Origin of the sequence: Mycolicibacillus trivialis (genome assembly GCF_002102395.1) — a bacterium.
In the GTDB taxonomy this organism is placed as follows: domain Bacteria; phylum Actinomycetota; class Actinomycetes; order Mycobacteriales; family Mycobacteriaceae; genus Mycobacterium; species Mycobacterium triviale.
Genome location: NZ_LQPZ01000008.1, coordinates 1 through 14,470, shown reverse-complemented (window position 1 = coordinate 14,470; position 14,470 = coordinate 1). Strand labels below are relative to the sequence as shown.

Below are 14,470 nucleotides of genomic sequence, written 5' to 3'. Positions count from 1 at the left end.
GAGGATACGGAGCGTGGACGCCGCCGTCGGCATCTCCGGCACCTGTGAGCGCAGGCCACTCAGCCAGTTCCAGATGGAATTGTTGTCGGCCGTGAGAACGCAGGATCGCCCAATACGACGCGCTGCTCAACCACCTAGACCACATCGGGGTGTCGGCCACCGGGACACGCCGGGTGGTGATCTTCGCCGGGCGGGGCTGCGGGTGGGGTGTGGCAACCAGCCGTTGACCGTGGTGGTGGCGGGCTGAGGCGCAGCCGCCGTTGCTACGGGGCCCGGACGGCTACAGCCCCGACGGAACAACCTGGCCGTTGACCGTCACCTCGACCTCGTCGGTGCTGGTGTTGTCGGTGACCTTGCCGTGCTCGAACGTGGTCACGAGGAGATCGCCCTCGCTGACCTCGTCGCTGGTCGGCAGGCCCAACGGGCCCATCGATCCGTTGTCGCCGTCCGCCGACGGCACGCCGGCGGGGTCGCGTTGGACGTTCCAGGCCTCACGGATCTTGCCCGAGACGACGTACGCGGGCGTGGCCGGATCATCGTTCGCGGCGATGATCACCCCGCCGTGGAACTGCTGGAACGGCGCGCCGTCTTCCCGCGCGCCCGCGTTGTGGTCACCGGTGAGCGGCTTACCCAGCCTCTCCTTCTGCTCCTCGGTCAAGGTCCGGTACTTGACCGCGATCGGACCCGTCAGCGTCACCTCGACGTCCCGCTCCCCGAGGACGGTCACCGCATCGGGCTGCACCGGGGATTCCGTGGTGGAGGTGCTGATCAACCCGACCTGAGGCGGCTCGGACTTCTCGACACCGTCGGTGTTGCTGCAGCCCACGGCGATCAGCGCGACGGTGGCCAGACCGGCGATTGTTGCGTGGCGGTTGGTGAACATTCCCATGGACTTCCTCTGACGCCTTCGTGGGGATGCGGGTGAAGTTGCGGCTGATTTCGCCGCCCGACCGCGACTATAGCTAACGGTACTTGCAGAAGCCTTCGCCGGACTCCAGGCCGAGATTGCCCTTGTCGACGTAGGTGGTCTTCAGCCAGGCGGCCAACCGCTGCGACTTGGCGTCCCCGTGCACCATGATGTTGTACGGGGTGTTCAGCCCGATGATGTCGTAAATCTTGAACGGCCCCAACGGCGCACCGCACCGGTACCGACCCGCCAGGTGGTGTCCACCGCTTCGGGGTCCGCGTATACCTCGTCGACTCCCTCCCCGAGGAGGACCGCGCCGACGCTCAACGGCGGGAACGGTCACTGTTGTACGTCGCCGCCACGCCGGCGCGTGATGAACCGGTAGTCATGTACGTGGACAAGCCGAGTGAGTTGCTGCCGTTCGACGGGGGCGGCGGAGGTGTCGGCGACACCGGCTGACGCCATCGCTCCCCGGCCGGCAGCCGCCACGGCGCGGGGCGGCCGGCGAGAACCAACGGAGTGTCACCGTCCGGGCCGACGCCACGACCGGTCGCGGACCCCCGTGTAGGTTGGAGCCCGTTGGACACGGGGTGCCGTACGTAGCGGCTGAGATCACACCCGTTGAACCTGCTCCAGGTAACGCTGGCGAAGGGATCGTCTGGTTCTCCGCCCACAGCCGAAGATCGGCGGTGCGTGTCGCTGTCTGCTGCTACGTGTCGGCTCACCGTTTCGTTGTGAAATGAAGGGGATTCGCGCGTGACGACGAGAGCGGTGGATCAAGGCGACGGTTCGGAAGCTCCGGACATCGCCGAGCAGGTGGTAATGGTGACCGGCGCCGGCCGCGGCCTGGGCCGCAGGATCGCCGCGGCGTTGCTGCGGCAGGGCGCGCGGGTGGTCGTCAACTATCACCGCAGCCGCGAGGCCGCCGAGGACCTGGCCACCGACTATCCCGGCCGGGCGATCGCGGTGCAGGCCGATGTGCGCGACCGCGACCAGGTCGAGGCCATGTTCGCCCGCGCCCGCGAGCAGTTCGCCGCCCCGGTGGCCACCGTCGTCAACAACGCCCTGGTCGACTTCGTCTTCGACGGCGACGCGCGGGCCAAAGCCGACCAGATCCGCTACGACGCGTTCGCCGACCAGTTCTCCGGCAGCCTGCAGGGCGCGCTCCACGTCATCCAGGCGGCGCTGCCGCACTTCGACGAACTCGGCTCGGGACGGATCATCAACATCGGGACGAACCTGTTTCAGCACCCGGTGGTGCCCTACCACGACTACACCGCGGCGAAGGCCGCGTTGCTGTCGCTGACCCGCACCTTCGCCGCCGATCTCGGGCCCCGCGGGGTGCGGGTGAACATGGTCAGCGGCGGCCTGCTGCGGACCACCGACGCCAGTGCCGCGACCCCGGAGGCGGTGTTCGACGCGATCGCCGACAGCACACCGCTGGGGTCGGTGACCACCCCGGAGGAGTTCGCCGACGCGGTGCTGTTCTTCGCCTCGCCGTGGTCGCGGGCGGTCACCGGTCAGAACCTGGTCGTCGACGGCGGGCTGGTGAACAATTGAGCGCGCAGAACCACTCCGGTAAGCCCATCCGGCTCAACCTGTTCGCGTTCGCTTGCGGACACCACGCCGCGGCGTGGCGGGCCCCCGATTCGAGCGTCGGCCGACTCGGCGACATCACCTACTGGGAGCGGTTGGCGCGCATCGCCGAACGCGGCAAGCTCGACGCGATCTTCCTCGCCGACGGGCAATCGGCCGGGCTCGGAGCCGTCGGCAGCGGGCCACTGTGGTTCCTCGAGCCGCTGACCACACTGACCGCGATGGCCCGGGCCACCGAGAACATCGGGCTGGTCACCACCGTGTCGAGCACGTTCTGGAGCCCCTTCCACGCGGCGCGACTGCTGGCGAGCCTGGACCACATCTCCGGCGGGCGGGCCGGGGCCAACGTGGTGACCTCGATGACCGACGACGAGGCCCGCAACCACGGCATGGACCGCCTCCCCGATCACGACGAACGCTACGAGCGGGCCGCGGAATTCATCGATGTGCTGCTGCGGCTGTGGGATTCATGGCCGGCCGACGCGATCACCGCCGACCCGGCCGGTTCGTATCTCGACGAGTCGCGGCTGCGCGCGGTGGATCACGCCGGGAAGTCCTTCAGTGTCGCGGGGCCGCTGAACGTCCCGCAGTCACCGCAGGGACGACCGGCGCTGTTCCAGGCCGGGGCGTCGCAGCCGGGCCGGCAGTTGGCCGCCCGCTACGCCGACGGCATCTACGCGGTCGCCTGGGACGCCGAGACCGCACAGGACTACCGGTCCGACGTGCTGTCCCGCGCCGAGGCGCTGGGCCGGAGCCGATCGGAGATCGCCGTTCTGCCCGGCCTGGTCACCTACGTGGCGTCCACCGAACGCGAAGCGAAGCAACAGCAGCGCGCCCTCAACGAGTTGTTGCCGACCCGCGATTCACTGGACCAGCTGTCCTTCTTCGTCGGGGTCGACACGTCGGACTGGGACCTGGACGCCCGGGTCCCGCCGCTGGCCCCGCTGGAGGAGTTCACCGGCCCCAAAGGCCGGTACGCGACCGTGCTGCGGATCATCGAAACCGCCCGGCCCACGGTGCGGGAGTTGCTCGGCTACCTCGCCGCCGGAGGCGGGCACGCCACATTCATCGGCACCCCGGAGGGCATCGCCGACGAGATCGAACGCTGGGTCGACACCGGCGCCGCGGACGGGTTCAACCTGATGCCGCCGACGCTGCCCGGCGGGATCGAGAACTTCGTCGACCACGTCGTGCCGGTGCTGCAACGCCGGGGCCGGTTCCGCCGCGACTACGAGCAGCGGACGCTGCGCGCTCGGCTGGCGGGGGTATCCGATCCGCCGCTGAATCGGCGATGACCGGGGTTTTCGTGTGGTCCCGACTGGGATCGAACCAGTGACCTTCCGCGTGTGAGGCGGACGCTCTCCCGCTGAGCTACGAGACCCGTCAAACGACGTCGAAGACTAACACGAACCGGGCGGCCGACCGAAAGCCGCAGGCCGCGCGCGGGCCTCCGCCGCGGCCGTGGTGAACACCGACCCGCCGCAGGCACCAAGGGATTTGTGCACCGCGACCCGGGTGGACTAATGTCGTGCTTCGCGACGGGCGACGATCTCGCCCGTAGCTCGCGGATGTGGCGCAGCTGGTAGCGCATCACCTTGCCAAGGTGAGGGTCGCGGGTTCGAATCCCGTCATCCGCTCGGAGGGTGCAACAGGCATCAACCCCAACGGTGGAGTGGCCGAGTGGTGAGGCAACGGCCTGCAAAGCCGTGCACACGGGTTCGATTCCCGTCTCCACCTCCAGAGTCGAGATCCCGCGCGATTAGCTCAGTGGGAGAGCGCTTCCCTGACACGGAAGAGGTCACTGGTTCAATCCCAGTATCGCGCACCACGGTTTACGCAGGTAGACCACAGTTTTAAAAGTTCGATACCAGGCTTGCACCACATACGCACCACATGGCGTAGTCGGGCGACTTCCCTCATCCGAGAGGGAGAGTCATGTCCACCACCAGCAACCCCACCAGCATCGAGACGTGGCGTGAGGTCGCCGACCAGCTCACCGACGCTGAGATCAGCGAGTTTGAGGCCGCCGAGCAAGCCGGCGAACACCACCGCATCCTCCGCGAAGCCGCCCACTCTACGATCTGGGGCCGCAAGTACGCCGCCGTGCCCTCCCCTGCCGGTGCGACTCGCGTCCACGAATGGAACCAGTTCGCCGCCGACGAACAACCCGAACGGCTCATCACCGGCGACCGCTGGCCCGGCCGCACCGTCACCCTCACCGCAAACGGCTTCCAACGATGCGACGGCACCATGCGGAGCCGATGGGTTGGGGTCTACGTCAACCCGTCCGATGACACCCTCACCGCTGCGGAGGCGCGAGAACTCGCCGCCCGACTGGTCGCCGCCGCAGACTTCCTCGACGGCTTCGGATGTCAGGGGCCGGTGCAATGATGGCGACACAACGAATCGAGGCCGTCATGAAACGGGTAATCGCAACGGTAGCCGTGGCGGTTGCGGGCATGTTCGCCGCGGCCACTGCCCAGGCCGACCCGAACGTGCCGTATCAGGGCGGCTGGTGCGACTCCGGCGACGGCACCAACGTCATCATGATCCGGTATCAGGGCAGCGTGTTCACCTGTACCCCGCCCGGATTCTGGACCAAGGTCAGCGGCATCAGATAGCGCCTGACCTGTCCGAAATAGCCCTTCAGGTATCCCGCCAAGGCAACCCTTCGGCCGATTTTCGGTCGTGATCAAACGCCCACTAACTCGCCACGGTGGTAAAACGTCTCCATCGGCGCATCGGAGTCGGGGTCGATCCGAACGAAAATACGGCCGTCGCGAACGTCGACAACCACGGCGGTGTGGACGCGGCCGGCAAACGGCACCATGAGACGGTCGCCACGCTTGATCTCACGCTTCGTCACTGTCACCCGCCTTCGTCGTCATTTCAGCCATGTCTTCGCGCCCATTTCCCCCAAGTGTGCCCCAACGACGCGATCAAGGCCACTAGCCATCACGCCAAGCGTCCTACGCCAGCGGTTGGCCGTCGCTAACGTCAGCGGCTGCTGCTCGCGGCATTTCGCTAGCTGCTCCTCGTTGCCATGCGCGATTGCGTTTCGAGCAGCAATTGCATAGCCGAGCTCTCGACGCCAAGGCTTTGCACGCTTATATGCGTCATCCAATTCGGACTGGATATCGAGTCCGATGCGCGAGAAGTCCTCTCGCACGTTTGACCATGTTGGATTCCCTGCGTTGAGGAACCGCTTGCGGATAAATACCGCACGGGCAATGGCGCGTAAACCGGGATCTGCGATGTCCATTTGCTCGACCAACGAGTCAATCGATATGTCGTGAAGGTCGCGGCAGTAGCCCTGAAATTCGGAGACGATTCGCGTGATCAGAGCAAAGTTCATGTGTTCCGTAGCCCACTGGCGACCCTTCTTGCCCTTGGTGATCGCAGCGTGACTTCGCACCAACTTGTCGAGTTCGGCTTGTCGGTCCGTTTTCCAGCGCTCCAAAGCCGATGATGGCATGGAAAGTTCGTAGCACACACTTTGCGCATCGCCTAGGCGACGACGCCTTCGGGCGGGTCGAAGCCCAACAGTCGCGCCAGGAACACGTACTGTCCCGGCGGCCACGTATGCCGACACGCCTGACACGTGCAACCCTCCGGCCCGATCTGCAACGCCGCCTGCCGAACCATCTCTCCTACGTCATTACGGCGTCGAACAGTCCGCACCGCACACGCCGGACACGCCGCCGGCAACCCGAACCGCGGCGAGGGATCGAGCAACGACTTGATTTCCGCCACCCAGCTCTCCACCCGCCCGGCGATGTCCTCTATCAGTCGCACGTCCTGCGGTCGCCAGCCATGCTCCGCAAGCCCCTGCAACCGCGCCACCGTCCCCCCGCCCTTCGGCGACCAGTCGCGCACCGTGTCGTCAATGTTCATTGACAGCACCAGCGCATCGATATGGGCGCTCGGCCGCGACGACGCAAACCGGCGCCCCTCCGAACCGCCAGCCAACGCGCCACCCAAACTCGGCGCCTTCTCCCGGCACAACTGCACATACAAGCTCGGACCCGACCGCACCCGGCCGTCCACCCAGTCCACCGTTGCCGCAGTCAACGCCCCCACCGCCGCCGTCAAACGATCACGGGCAGGCCCCAGCACACCATCCGCCTCGACGACCATCGACAGCCCCCTCACAGCTTCGCGACCAGCAACAACACGCACCCCACCAGCAAACCACCAGCAAACACGTCAGCTAAGTCGACCGCCAAACGGTGCCGCATATTATTCATTCTGCGCGGAAAAGAAAAGTTGAAGGGGAGAGATCGTCGCAATGCCACGAGCGCGACAGGGGCGTGACGTGGCCCACCCCCCAGGGTATGCAGGGCGTTGACCTGCGGTTATGCAATGGATAACGCTTTGACCTGCGGTTATGCGGTATGCAGTCGGCCGCATAACCATGTGGCGTGCGTGGCGGGCTTGGCCGGCGGTTGGCGCGTCCAGCAAGCTTTCCGCGGGTGGTCAGCAAAGGGTTGGTCCTTAGAGGGTGGTGGTGGCGGCGGGGTTCCAGGTGCGGCAGGTGATGGTGTGGTGTTGGCCGCAGCGTGGGCAGGGGCGTGGTGTGTGTGCTGGAGGCGGGGTGTGGTGGCGGTTGGTGATGGTGGCGGCGAGGTTGTCGAGTTCGATGCGGTTGCTGCGGGCGCGGTTGCACGACCGGTGTGTGGCCCGCAGGTTGTCGAGGGTGGTCTGGCCGCCGCGGCTGACGGGGATGATGTGGTCGATTTCGAGGGCGAGGGGATCGTGGTGGTGTGCTTGGTAGTTGATCTCTTCTCCGCAGAGGGCGCAGGGGTCGCGGCGGGCGGCGATGATCTTGCGGTAGCGGCGATCTGCCGATGAGTATTGGCGGCGCCCGGTTTTCTTGTTGAACTGCGGTTTGGCCATGCGTTTTCCCCTGGTTTGGTTTGACCGGCCCCGGCGCTGCACACCGCGAGGTGCAACCCACAAACAACAGCGGTGGCGCGCTCGGGGCCGGAGCCTGTGTTAGATGCCGGCGAGGCGTTCGGCGTGGCGTCGCTGGCGGGCCTGCTGCTGAAGTTCTTCGGTGATGGGTTGGGCGGCTTGCTGTGCCTCGCCGACGGTGGGGTACCAGGGGGTGGCGCCGCGGCGGATGGCGGTCACCACGTCGGGGGCGTTGGCGGCGGGGCGCGGGTCGATCCACCGGCCGCAGGTGGCCCAGTCGGTGCCGTACTGCTCGCGGGGCGCGGTCAGGTAGCGGTCGCGGACGTTGTACAGGCCATTGAGGGCTGCCTCATCGAGGTGGTGTTCGGCCAATAGTTTGGCGTCTTGGTGGCGGCCGTCGCGGATCAGCGCGTCGAGGCTCACGTCGCCGAGGGCGGCGACGGCGGTCAACCGGTCGATCAGTTCGACGGCCTGGTCTCTGAGGGCGTCGTGGAGGCCGTCGCGGGCGGTAAGGATCGCATCGAGTACGTCCTGCGCTGCGGTCTGTGCGGCCTGCGCCCAGCCGTTGCGGCGGGCATCGAAGGTGATCAAATCTGCTGCTGCGGCTGTGGGATCGGCGTCGGTGAGGTAGGCGTGGGCGACACCGCCGGGGTGCGGCTGAACTGGCTCGGCGGCTTCGAGGCGGTCGAGTTGTTTCACCGCGGCGAGCACCGGCTTAGGCAACGTGACGTTGCGGGTCGTGAACGCCTTGACGGCTTCGTGGGCGGTGCTGGCGGTGGCGGCGCGGCGGGTCACGGGGCCTCCTCGGTGGGGTTTGTGGTGATGTGGATCGAGGTGCCGCGGTTGTAGCGGGCCAGTGCATCGGCAGCCACGGTTTTCGGGTCCGCAACTTCATCGGGTGGGCGGGTACGTGCCACCAGGGCGGCGAATTCTGCGGTGCTCATGGAGGCGAGGTGGTCTTCGAGGAATGTTTCGAGGCGGCTTCCACCGCCGTCGTACTGGTCAGACATTGGTTCCCTTTTCTTGTCGGGCAAGCTGACGGATGGTGTCTGCTGGGAACACGGTGTGCCTGCCCACCTTTCGGCCGCCGAGTGATATTGCATTTCGTTGGACGCGCCGGAGCGACCAGCCAAGGGCTTCGGCGACCCACCTGGTACCGACGAGTTCAACATTCTTCAATTGTGTCGTGGCGGTGGTGGTTTCGATAGTTGAGCGTCGCTCGAGCGACACAGCGGCATCGAGTTCGCGGTAATGGGCAGCGAGCCACGGCGGGATCGGTTGGCCGGTGCGGCGACGTTGCCGAACAACTTCGGCGCAGCAGTAATAGGCCGCGTGGAGTCCCGCTACGGGAGTCGTAGGCGCGCTGGCGGGGGCCGGGTGGGGTGGTGAGGCGGGGTCACCCATAGCGGCCCTCCTGGGGCTGTCCGGTCAGAATGGCGACGAAGTCGGCGACGGTCATTGAGACCCACTGCTGCATCGGGTCGCTTGTGCCGCGGCGTTTGTGGACGACCACGCCGACGAGGGCGTCGTCATTGCCGGCCTCTAGTTGTGCCTCTCGCGTCCATTCGGGCAGCCGCAGGGTGGCGGTGTCCTTGCACTCGATAACAACGCGCTCGCCACGTAGGCGCACCCCGCCAATATCTCCCCTATCTTTTGAGCCGTTTCGGGGACGGCGGTCTATGCGGTCGTCCCCCAGGGCCCGGGCGAGTGCGTCGGCGATGAGGCGTTCGAACCGTGCGCCGGCAGCCTTGGCTGACTTTCGGTTGCGGGTCATCGGGTTGACTCCCACACAGACCGGGGCATGATCTTGAACTCTTCAGTCGGCACGGACAGGTCCGCCATCGACATCAGTTCAGCGCCTTCGATGTAGGCGAACGATGTTCGATCCTCCGGTTGGAGTAGCGGCTCCACGCGGGATAGGCGTTCGATGCCGCCATTGCCGTCGTGCGCATCCCATGAGACGTATTGCTCAGTCGCCTCTTCGACCAGTACGCCGGGGCAAGGCTCGACTGCTGGGGCACCGGAGTCGCCGTCCCAAACGATCACCCAATCGTCGAGCGCAGTGAACGACTTAACGACCCATCGCGCGTAGCACAGGCGGTTGGTTGGATTCCTGTCCATTTGGCTCACTCCCCTGCTGACGAACTGACGAGCTGAAAGACATCTCCATTTGTGCTGGTGAGCACCTCGTTCAGTTCGTCACTACATACGTGACGACGAACTGACGAGCTGGCACTCACTGACCTCGTTAACGAACTGGCAACGAGCTGCGACGAGCTGACGAACTGGCCGGTCATGCGAACAGCCCCTCGACGTTCTCGGGGCACTGTTGATGCCGATCTCCACCCGTCGTGACAGGCAGCCCGCACCCGCTACAGGGGCTCGCAATCCGGTGAATCTGCGCGTTCCGTTCGCCGGACTCCTTCACCACCAATTGCCGCTCCACAGCCGCAGCTAGAGCCAACCGGACAGATTTCTGCGTATGTAGTCCTGTTGGACGGGCCTGCTCGATGGCGTTCGCGCTCAGTGCGTCGCCCACCTCGGCGAGCAGTTGAATGACCCACTGCAACGCGGCTTCGGTTTTCGCGTCGGCGCGGCTTCCCCCGGCCAGCGACAGGTGGCGAGTGACAGGATCGAATGCCAATCGACTCTCTGGCACATTCACGTCGCGCCCATATGCAGAGAAATACCGAGGCGAATTCGGCTCGTCGGTCTCGCGCACCAGTCGCCAGATCGCATCTGGCCAGTCCTGCAACCGCGAGTCACCGCGTGCGCGTTCCGGGCCATGTCCCATGTGCTGCACAAGTGCAGCGTCAGAAACGCCGGCATCCTGTAGCAACCGATCGAAGGGAACAAGGAATCTTCCGGCGTCGTGGTTCTCGTCCAAGCTGAGCGCGTCGAGCACCGGACGCAGGCAGTCCAGGATCAGGTAATCGCAACCAAGGTCGCACAGGCGCCGCACCCATTCCTCGCGGCAGTGATCGTCAATGAGGTTGAATGCGCCGACATTGCCGCGCAATGTCACCACATCGGCCACTGCGCCGGTGTTCTCGATGCGGAGCGCGCGTAACCACTGCCGCACCGTGTTGTCCGATAACTCGTTGTCGATCAGCACAATGCGTCGCGCTGGGACGTGGACAGGGAACTTCCCCAGGAACGGCTCACGGTCGGCTAGAGCTCGGATCAGGTTGCCGACCAGGGTCGATTTCCCGGCTTTGTACTGCGCCGACAGCATCACCCGCGCATCGGCGGGTGCTACCCGATCAATCCTGTACGGCGTAGGGGAATCAGGCTCGGCGAGCAGATCATCGAGATCGCGGACAGGCGGATAGTTGACGGGCGGGCGCGCTTCGTTGTCGAGTCGGCGGTTCGCTTCCCTGTTGATCCGCAACGTCGTCATCTTGTGACGAATGGCGTTCTCGGTTGGCTCCATGCTGTCCAGGGCTGGATCAAACGGATCTTCCGGCAGCGGGATGTCAGCCCATTGGGCCTCAAAGTCCTCGAGGGGAGTCATCAGGCCACCTCCCGCTCGATGCGGTTACTGCTGCGGCGGCGGTGAACTTCGGTGGCCACCATCGCCCAGTTGGTTGACGCTGCGATGGCTCCTGATGCGTCAGCGTGGGCCTGCTGAGCGGTATCAACCCGCAGGGCGTGATGTTGGGCAAAGTCGAGGAGACCTGCCCATTTCCGTCGGTCGTCGTCCGCCAGTTCGCACCAGGCCGGCGTTCCGGGCCAGGGGTAATCGCCAGCAGCGTCGAGAAACGGTTGAACCCATTCGTGCACCGACCACCACGAAAGTTGGCGGGACGCGATGCGCGTGTCTTCCACCACTTGTCCGGCCTTCGCGTTATGATGGATGGCAACGACTGGTGTGGCGGTCTTGCTGGTGACGGCAGGGCCGCCCTCCTCTTTTCGGGCGCGACTCATTGGGCGTCGCCTCGTCCGACCGTGGTGTCATCGTCGTCTGTGAGGCCGCGATCATCGATAGCGTCGCGCGACTCTTGCTCAATATGGGGGCCGCAGCTATGCACATCCACCTCCTCGGATTGGGCTGAGAAGGCGCTCAACGGAGTCAGCGTCGACACGAATAAGTCGCGGGCCTAGCCGAACCGCCTCGATATGTCCGCTAGAAATCCAGCGGCGAACAGTTTTTTCGCATACGCCGTACTGGTCGGCGATTTGGCGGATGGAAAGCATGGTGGACACGGTTGAGATCTCCTTTGGCATGAATTGTCCCTTTAACGCCATAGGAGCCTGTCCACGAGATTCGCGCAAGGGATGGACAGGGGGCGACTGTACTGCTGGGGCAACGGGATTCGATTGCGTGCACGCAAAATCGCTGCTCACAGCACACCGATTGTCAGTTATCCCCAGAATTGTCCACAGGAAATAAATTCTGGGAGTTGGTGTGGAATTTAAGTGGAATTAATTCCCCTGGGCGAGCTTCGAGAGCGCCTCGGCGATGGCTTTGTCCCTCCCCCGTGCGGCGTGCTGGTATTTCAGCGCGGCTGCCGGGGTCGAGTGGCCGAGCCGGCTCATGAGTTCGGCTAGGGTGGCGCCGGTCTGGGCGGCGAGAGTGGCTCCGGTGTGCCGTAGATCGTGGAACCTTAAATCGTCGCGTGATGCTGCGGTGCGGGCCTTGTAGTAGTGCCGTGTGAATGTCGACGGCTGTAAGTGGCCCCCGCTCGTGGCGGGAAATAGTAGGGAGCCGGCGGGTTTGGCGACGTGGGCTGCAAGGTGGTGTTCGATAGCGGGCAGCACATGAGGCGGGATAGCCACGTTGCGGACCCCGGCGTCGCTTTTAGGGTCGCCGATTTTCCATCCGCCCTTAACGCGCACGGCGGCGCGCCGGACACGAATCACGTCACTGTCGATGTCACTGCGGCGCAGCTCCACCAGTTCCCCGAAGCGCAGTGCCGCCCAGGTGGCGAGCAGCACCATCGCCCGGAACCGGTCTGGCATGGCCTCGACGATGATGTCCAGTTCGTCGAGGGTTGCGGGTTTTGTCTGCGTTCGGCGTGTGGCGGTACCGGCGCCGCGGATGGCGCACGGGTTGGCGTCGATGAGTTTGTCGCGGGTTCTAGCTGTCTCGAGAATCGTGCGCAGGAGACTGTAGCTATGCGCTCGTAAGGTCAGTTTGTCGGTGAGCGTTTTCGCGTACCAGCGGTCCACTTTCTCGATGGTGATGTCTCGGACGGCCGTGTTGCCGAAGGTCGGCAAGATGTGATCGTCGAGCAAGTTTTGATAGTGGGCGACGGTGCGGGGGCGCAACGGCTTTCCTCGGACCGTGCGAGTTTCCAACCAGCGTTTCGAGTAGTCGCTGAATTTCTGAGTCGCGGCCTTCTTCGCCCGCTTCGCCACCTTCTTCTGCTCATCGGATGCCGGCGGCGACCAGAGTTCGCGGTCTATCTCTCTGCGGCGGTCGGTTAGCCAAGCCTCGGCGTCAACCTTCGCGGCGAACGTCGCCGGGGCCTCGTAGAGTCGCCCATCGGGGCCTGTATAGGACGCTTTCCAGCGACCGGACCGGAACTGGCGAAGGCGGCCGAAACTGCGACGCGTCGAGCGTGGGGTGGGCTTCTGTCGTGCCATCAGATTGACCTCGTTTTGCACCACATATGCACCACATCAGATTACACACGAGGGTTGCCGTGTCCTCTTGATTCCTTGCGTGTCACACGGTACTGTTTTGAATATCAGCAGGTAAATGGCCTGTTGATGCAGGTAGAACACTCAACGGGAAGTTTGCCCTGGCACTGGTTCAATCCCAGTATCGCGCACCACGCAACACGTGCCTCACCATTGTCAACCTGCACGATCTGCGTTTACCGCGCGCTATCCCCAACGGATTCGGCCACCGAATGTCACCGCCAACTCCTAAGCTCCCGACATGGGCGTCTGGAAGGATTTCGGGCAGGGCTTCCGCGACGGCTTTCGCTCTGACTCCGGCGAACCGACAGACGCCTCGCCACCCACACAGGCCAGCACGAATCGACCACCGACGAAATCCTCACTCGACACGCCGTCACTGAAAACACCGGCACACGATAAAAAGTCCGCCCGGCGCCGCAAGGTCAACAAAATCGTGCTGAGCGTCCTGGCCCTCTTCGCGGTGCTCTTACTTGTCGGCCTCGTTATCGATGCTGTCAACAAGGTGGAAGTCGGGAAGACGGACGATCCCGAGGCGCAAGCAACTGCCCTGGGACTACTCGCAACGATTGCCGTCAAAGGGCGAGCCCCCAAGACCGGCTACTCACGAGCGCAGTTCGGCCGGACCTGGGACGACAAAGTCAATGTCGAGGGCGGTCACAATGGCTGCGATACCCGGAACGACATTTTGCGACGAGACATGACCGACGTCGTCGCGGACGGACCGTGTCGGGTGCTGAGCGGCGTTCTCGATGACCCATACACCGGTAAACAAATTCTTTTCGACCGGGAGGAGGGCACCGATGTCCTCGTCCAGATCGACCATGTGGTCGCACTGATGGACGCCTGGGAAAAGGGTGCACAGCAATGGGACCTGGTTACCCGGACTGAATTCGCCAACGATCCGTTAAACCTGCTTGCCGTTAGCGGTAAGGCCAATCGAATGAAAAAAGCCGGCGATGTGGCGACATGGCTGCCGAAGAACAAGGATTTCCGCTGTGCGTACGTCACTCGCGTGATACAGATCAAGGCGAAATACGGGGTGTGGATGACTGACGAGGAACACGATACGGCTGGACGGATTTTGCAAAAGTGCGCCTCCGAAGCCGGCTCGATCTCATCGACCAGTGAGTTCTCGCTCGTCCCTCCGATGCCTTCGACGTCCAGTTGGTTTCCTCCCCCGCCACCGCCACCCTCAACGTCCAGTTGGTTTCCTCCCCCGCCACCGCCACCCTCAACGTCCAGTTGGCATCCGCCCCGCTGAGCAGCGGATCGCGAAGTTTGACCAACGCGACGGCCCGATCGGTGACTGCGGGCGTCGACCCGAGATTGAGGTGAGCCCCCTGTAGTGGTCCAGTCGTTGTGGGACTCTGTTGCCCGAGTGTTCGGGCAGGAAGAATCGACGAC

General features: G+C 64.6%; 18 protein-coding genes, 4 tRNA genes, 1 pseudogene and 1 riboswitch. Of the genes and pseudogenes, 8 read left to right on the top strand and 15 right to left on the bottom strand.

Features of this window, described 5'->3' with window-relative positions; all coding sequences use genetic code 11:
- Positions 1-280: 280 nt before the first annotated feature.
- Complete coding sequence (locus AWC30_RS01525) at positions 281-889, bottom strand: LGFP repeat-containing protein (RefSeq protein WP_085107880.1); 609 nt, start codon at positions 887-889, stop codon at positions 281-283.
- Between the two features lie 73 nt (positions 890-962).
- A pseudogene (locus tag AWC30_RS01520) lies at positions 963-1,189 on the bottom strand (3-hydroxyacyl-CoA dehydrogenase family protein); the annotation flags it as partial.
- A gap of 294 nt (positions 1,190-1,483) precedes the next feature.
- Positions 1,484-1,579, top strand: a riboswitch (TPP riboswitch).
- A 150-nt stretch (positions 1,580-1,729) separates the two neighbouring features.
- Here AWC30_RS01520 and AWC30_RS01515 point away from each other — a divergent pair.
- Positions 1,730-2,467, top strand: coding sequence for a 3-oxoacyl-ACP reductase (locus AWC30_RS01515; RefSeq protein WP_085108589.1), 738 nt, complete (start codon positions 1,730-1,732; stop codon positions 2,465-2,467).
- A complete protein-coding gene (locus tag AWC30_RS01510; RefSeq protein ID WP_234807897.1) occupies positions 2,464-3,798 on the top strand; it encodes an LLM class flavin-dependent oxidoreductase in 1,335 nt (444 codons plus the stop codon). Before AWC30_RS01515 ends, AWC30_RS01510 begins: the two co-directional genes overlap by 4 nt.
- A gap of 14 nt (positions 3,799-3,812) precedes the next feature.
- Here AWC30_RS01510 and AWC30_RS01505 read toward each other — a convergent pair.
- Positions 3,813-3,884, bottom strand: a tRNA-Val gene (locus tag AWC30_RS01505).
- Between the two features lie 183 nt (positions 3,885-4,067).
- On the opposite strand from AWC30_RS01505, the gene AWC30_RS01500 reads away from it, so the two are divergent.
- The 5 genes from AWC30_RS01500 to AWC30_RS17495 all read left to right on the top strand — a co-directional run bounded on the left by AWC30_RS01500 (position 4,068) and on the right by AWC30_RS17495 (position 5,124).
- A tRNA-Gly gene (locus AWC30_RS01500) sits at positions 4,068-4,140 on the top strand.
- A 29-nt stretch (positions 4,141-4,169) separates the two neighbouring features.
- Positions 4,170-4,243, top strand: a tRNA-Cys gene (locus tag AWC30_RS01495).
- A gap of 13 nt (positions 4,244-4,256) precedes the next feature.
- Positions 4,257-4,331: transfer RNA gene (locus AWC30_RS01490), tRNA-Val, on the top strand.
- Between the two features lie 107 nt (positions 4,332-4,438).
- Positions 4,439-4,894 (top strand): hypothetical protein, encoded by a 456-nt coding sequence (locus tag AWC30_RS01485; RefSeq protein WP_085107877.1) that lies wholly within the window; start codon positions 4,439-4,441, stop codon positions 4,892-4,894.
- A gap of 26 nt (positions 4,895-4,920) precedes the next feature.
- Positions 4,921-5,124, top strand: a complete 204-nt coding sequence (locus AWC30_RS17495; protein WP_133053637.1) for a hypothetical protein — start codon at positions 4,921-4,923, stop codon at positions 5,122-5,124.
- 71 nt (positions 5,125-5,195) lie between these two features.
- Here the strand turns inward: AWC30_RS17495 and AWC30_RS17685 are convergent, their stop codons facing one another.
- The 12 genes from AWC30_RS17685 to AWC30_RS01445 all read right to left on the bottom strand — a co-directional run bounded on the left by AWC30_RS17685 (position 5,196) and on the right by AWC30_RS01445 (position 13,006).
- A complete protein-coding gene (locus tag AWC30_RS17685) occupies positions 5,196-5,369 on the bottom strand; it encodes a hypothetical protein (protein ID WP_165756410.1) in 174 nt (57 codons plus the stop codon).
- 18 nt (positions 5,370-5,387) lie between these two features.
- Entirely contained in the window at positions 5,388-5,978 is a 591-nt protein-coding gene (locus tag AWC30_RS17490; RefSeq protein WP_133053636.1) for a hypothetical protein, read from the bottom strand.
- A gap of 32 nt (positions 5,979-6,010) precedes the next feature.
- Positions 6,011-6,640, bottom strand: a complete 630-nt coding sequence (locus AWC30_RS01480; RefSeq protein WP_133053635.1) for a DUF7341 domain-containing protein — start codon at positions 6,638-6,640, stop codon at positions 6,011-6,013.
- 357 nt (positions 6,641-6,997) lie between these two features.
- Positions 6,998-7,399, bottom strand: coding sequence for an HNH endonuclease (locus tag AWC30_RS01475; RefSeq protein WP_085107871.1), 402 nt, complete (start codon positions 7,397-7,399; stop codon positions 6,998-7,000).
- Positions 7,400-7,498: 99 nt separating this feature from the next.
- The gene (locus AWC30_RS01470) at positions 7,499-8,212 is read right to left on the bottom strand and encodes a hypothetical protein (RefSeq protein ID WP_085107869.1); all 714 of its coding nucleotides are present in this window, start codon (positions 8,210-8,212) and stop codon (positions 7,499-7,501) included.
- Positions 8,209-8,451: a hypothetical protein gene (locus AWC30_RS17485; RefSeq protein WP_133053634.1), complete on the bottom strand. Its 243-nt coding sequence runs from the start codon at positions 8,449-8,451 to the stop codon at positions 8,209-8,211. Before AWC30_RS17485 ends, AWC30_RS01470 begins: the two co-directional genes overlap by 4 nt.
- 362 nt (positions 8,452-8,813) lie before the next feature.
- Positions 8,814-9,191 carry a hypothetical protein gene (locus AWC30_RS01465; protein WP_085107866.1) on the bottom strand — a complete coding sequence of 126 codons (378 nt, stop codon included), beginning with the start codon at positions 9,189-9,191 and terminating at the stop codon, positions 8,814-8,816.
- Complete coding sequence (locus AWC30_RS17480) at positions 9,188-9,538, bottom strand: hypothetical protein (RefSeq protein WP_133053633.1); 351 nt, start codon at positions 9,536-9,538, stop codon at positions 9,188-9,190. Before AWC30_RS17480 ends, AWC30_RS01465 begins: the two co-directional genes overlap by 4 nt.
- 172 nt (positions 9,539-9,710) lie before the next feature.
- Positions 9,711-10,931 carry an AAA family ATPase gene (locus AWC30_RS01460; RefSeq protein WP_085107863.1) on the bottom strand — a complete coding sequence of 407 codons (1,221 nt, stop codon included), beginning with the start codon at positions 10,929-10,931 and terminating at the stop codon, positions 9,711-9,713.
- On the bottom strand, positions 10,931-11,344 hold the full coding sequence (locus tag AWC30_RS01455) for a DUF2742 domain-containing protein (RefSeq protein ID WP_085107861.1): 414 nt from the start codon (positions 11,342-11,344) through the stop codon (positions 10,931-10,933). Before AWC30_RS01455 ends, AWC30_RS01460 begins: the two co-directional genes overlap by 1 nt.
- A 96-nt stretch (positions 11,345-11,440) precedes the next feature.
- Positions 11,441-11,614 (bottom strand): helix-turn-helix domain-containing protein, encoded by a 174-nt coding sequence (locus AWC30_RS01450; protein ID WP_085108585.1) that lies wholly within the window; start codon positions 11,612-11,614, stop codon positions 11,441-11,443.
- A 228-nt stretch (positions 11,615-11,842) separates the two neighbouring features.
- Positions 11,843-13,006 (bottom strand): tyrosine-type recombinase/integrase, encoded by a 1,164-nt coding sequence (locus tag AWC30_RS01445; protein WP_085108583.1) that lies wholly within the window; start codon positions 13,004-13,006, stop codon positions 11,843-11,845.
- A gap of 298 nt (positions 13,007-13,304) precedes the next feature.
- Between AWC30_RS01445 and AWC30_RS01440 the strand changes: the two genes are divergently transcribed.
- A complete protein-coding gene (locus tag AWC30_RS01440; RefSeq protein WP_085107857.1) occupies positions 13,305-14,327 on the top strand; it encodes an HNH endonuclease family protein in 1,023 nt (340 codons plus the stop codon).
- Positions 14,328-14,470: the final 143 nt, after the last annotated feature.

Coding starts and splice junctions, on each gene's coding strand:
- AWC30_RS01525 (WP_085107880.1), bottom strand. CDS start 889: ATGGGAATGTTCACCAACCGCCACGCAACAATCGCCGGTCTGGCCACC.
- AWC30_RS01515 (WP_085108589.1), top strand. CDS start 1,730: ATGGTGACCGGCGCCGGCCGCGGCCTGGGCCGCAGGATCGCCGCGGCG.
- AWC30_RS01485 (WP_085107877.1), top strand. CDS start 4,439: ATGTCCACCACCAGCAACCCCACCAGCATCGAGACGTGGCGTGAGGTC.
- AWC30_RS17495 (WP_133053637.1), top strand. CDS start 4,921: ATGAAACGGGTAATCGCAACGGTAGCCGTGGCGGTTGCGGGCATGTTC.
- AWC30_RS17490 (WP_133053636.1), bottom strand. CDS start 5,978: ATGCCATCATCGGCTTTGGAGCGCTGGAAAACGGACCGACAAGCCGAA.
- AWC30_RS01480 (WP_133053635.1), bottom strand. CDS start 6,640: ATGGTCGTCGAGGCGGATGGTGTGCTGGGGCCTGCCCGTGATCGTTTG.
- AWC30_RS01475 (WP_085107871.1), bottom strand. CDS start 7,399: ATGGCCAAACCGCAGTTCAACAAGAAAACCGGGCGCCGCCAATACTCA.
- AWC30_RS01465 (WP_085107866.1), bottom strand. CDS start 9,191: ATGACCCGCAACCGAAAGTCAGCCAAGGCTGCCGGCGCACGGTTCGAA.
- AWC30_RS17480 (WP_133053633.1), bottom strand. CDS start 9,538: ATGGACAGGAATCCAACCAACCGCCTGTGCTACGCGCGATGGGTCGTT.
- AWC30_RS01460 (WP_085107863.1), bottom strand. CDS start 10,931: ATGACTCCCCTCGAGGACTTTGAGGCCCAATGGGCTGACATCCCGCTG.
- AWC30_RS01455 (WP_085107861.1), bottom strand. CDS start 11,344: ATGAGTCGCGCCCGAAAAGAGGAGGGCGGCCCTGCCGTCACCAGCAAG.
- AWC30_RS01450 (WP_085108585.1), bottom strand. CDS start 11,614: ATGCTTTCCATCCGCCAAATCGCCGACCAGTACGGCGTATGCGAAAAA.
- AWC30_RS01445 (WP_085108583.1), bottom strand. CDS start 13,006: ATGGCACGACAGAAGCCCACCCCACGCTCGACGCGTCGCAGTTTCGGC.
- AWC30_RS01440 (WP_085107857.1), top strand. CDS start 13,305: ATGGGCGTCTGGAAGGATTTCGGGCAGGGCTTCCGCGACGGCTTTCGC.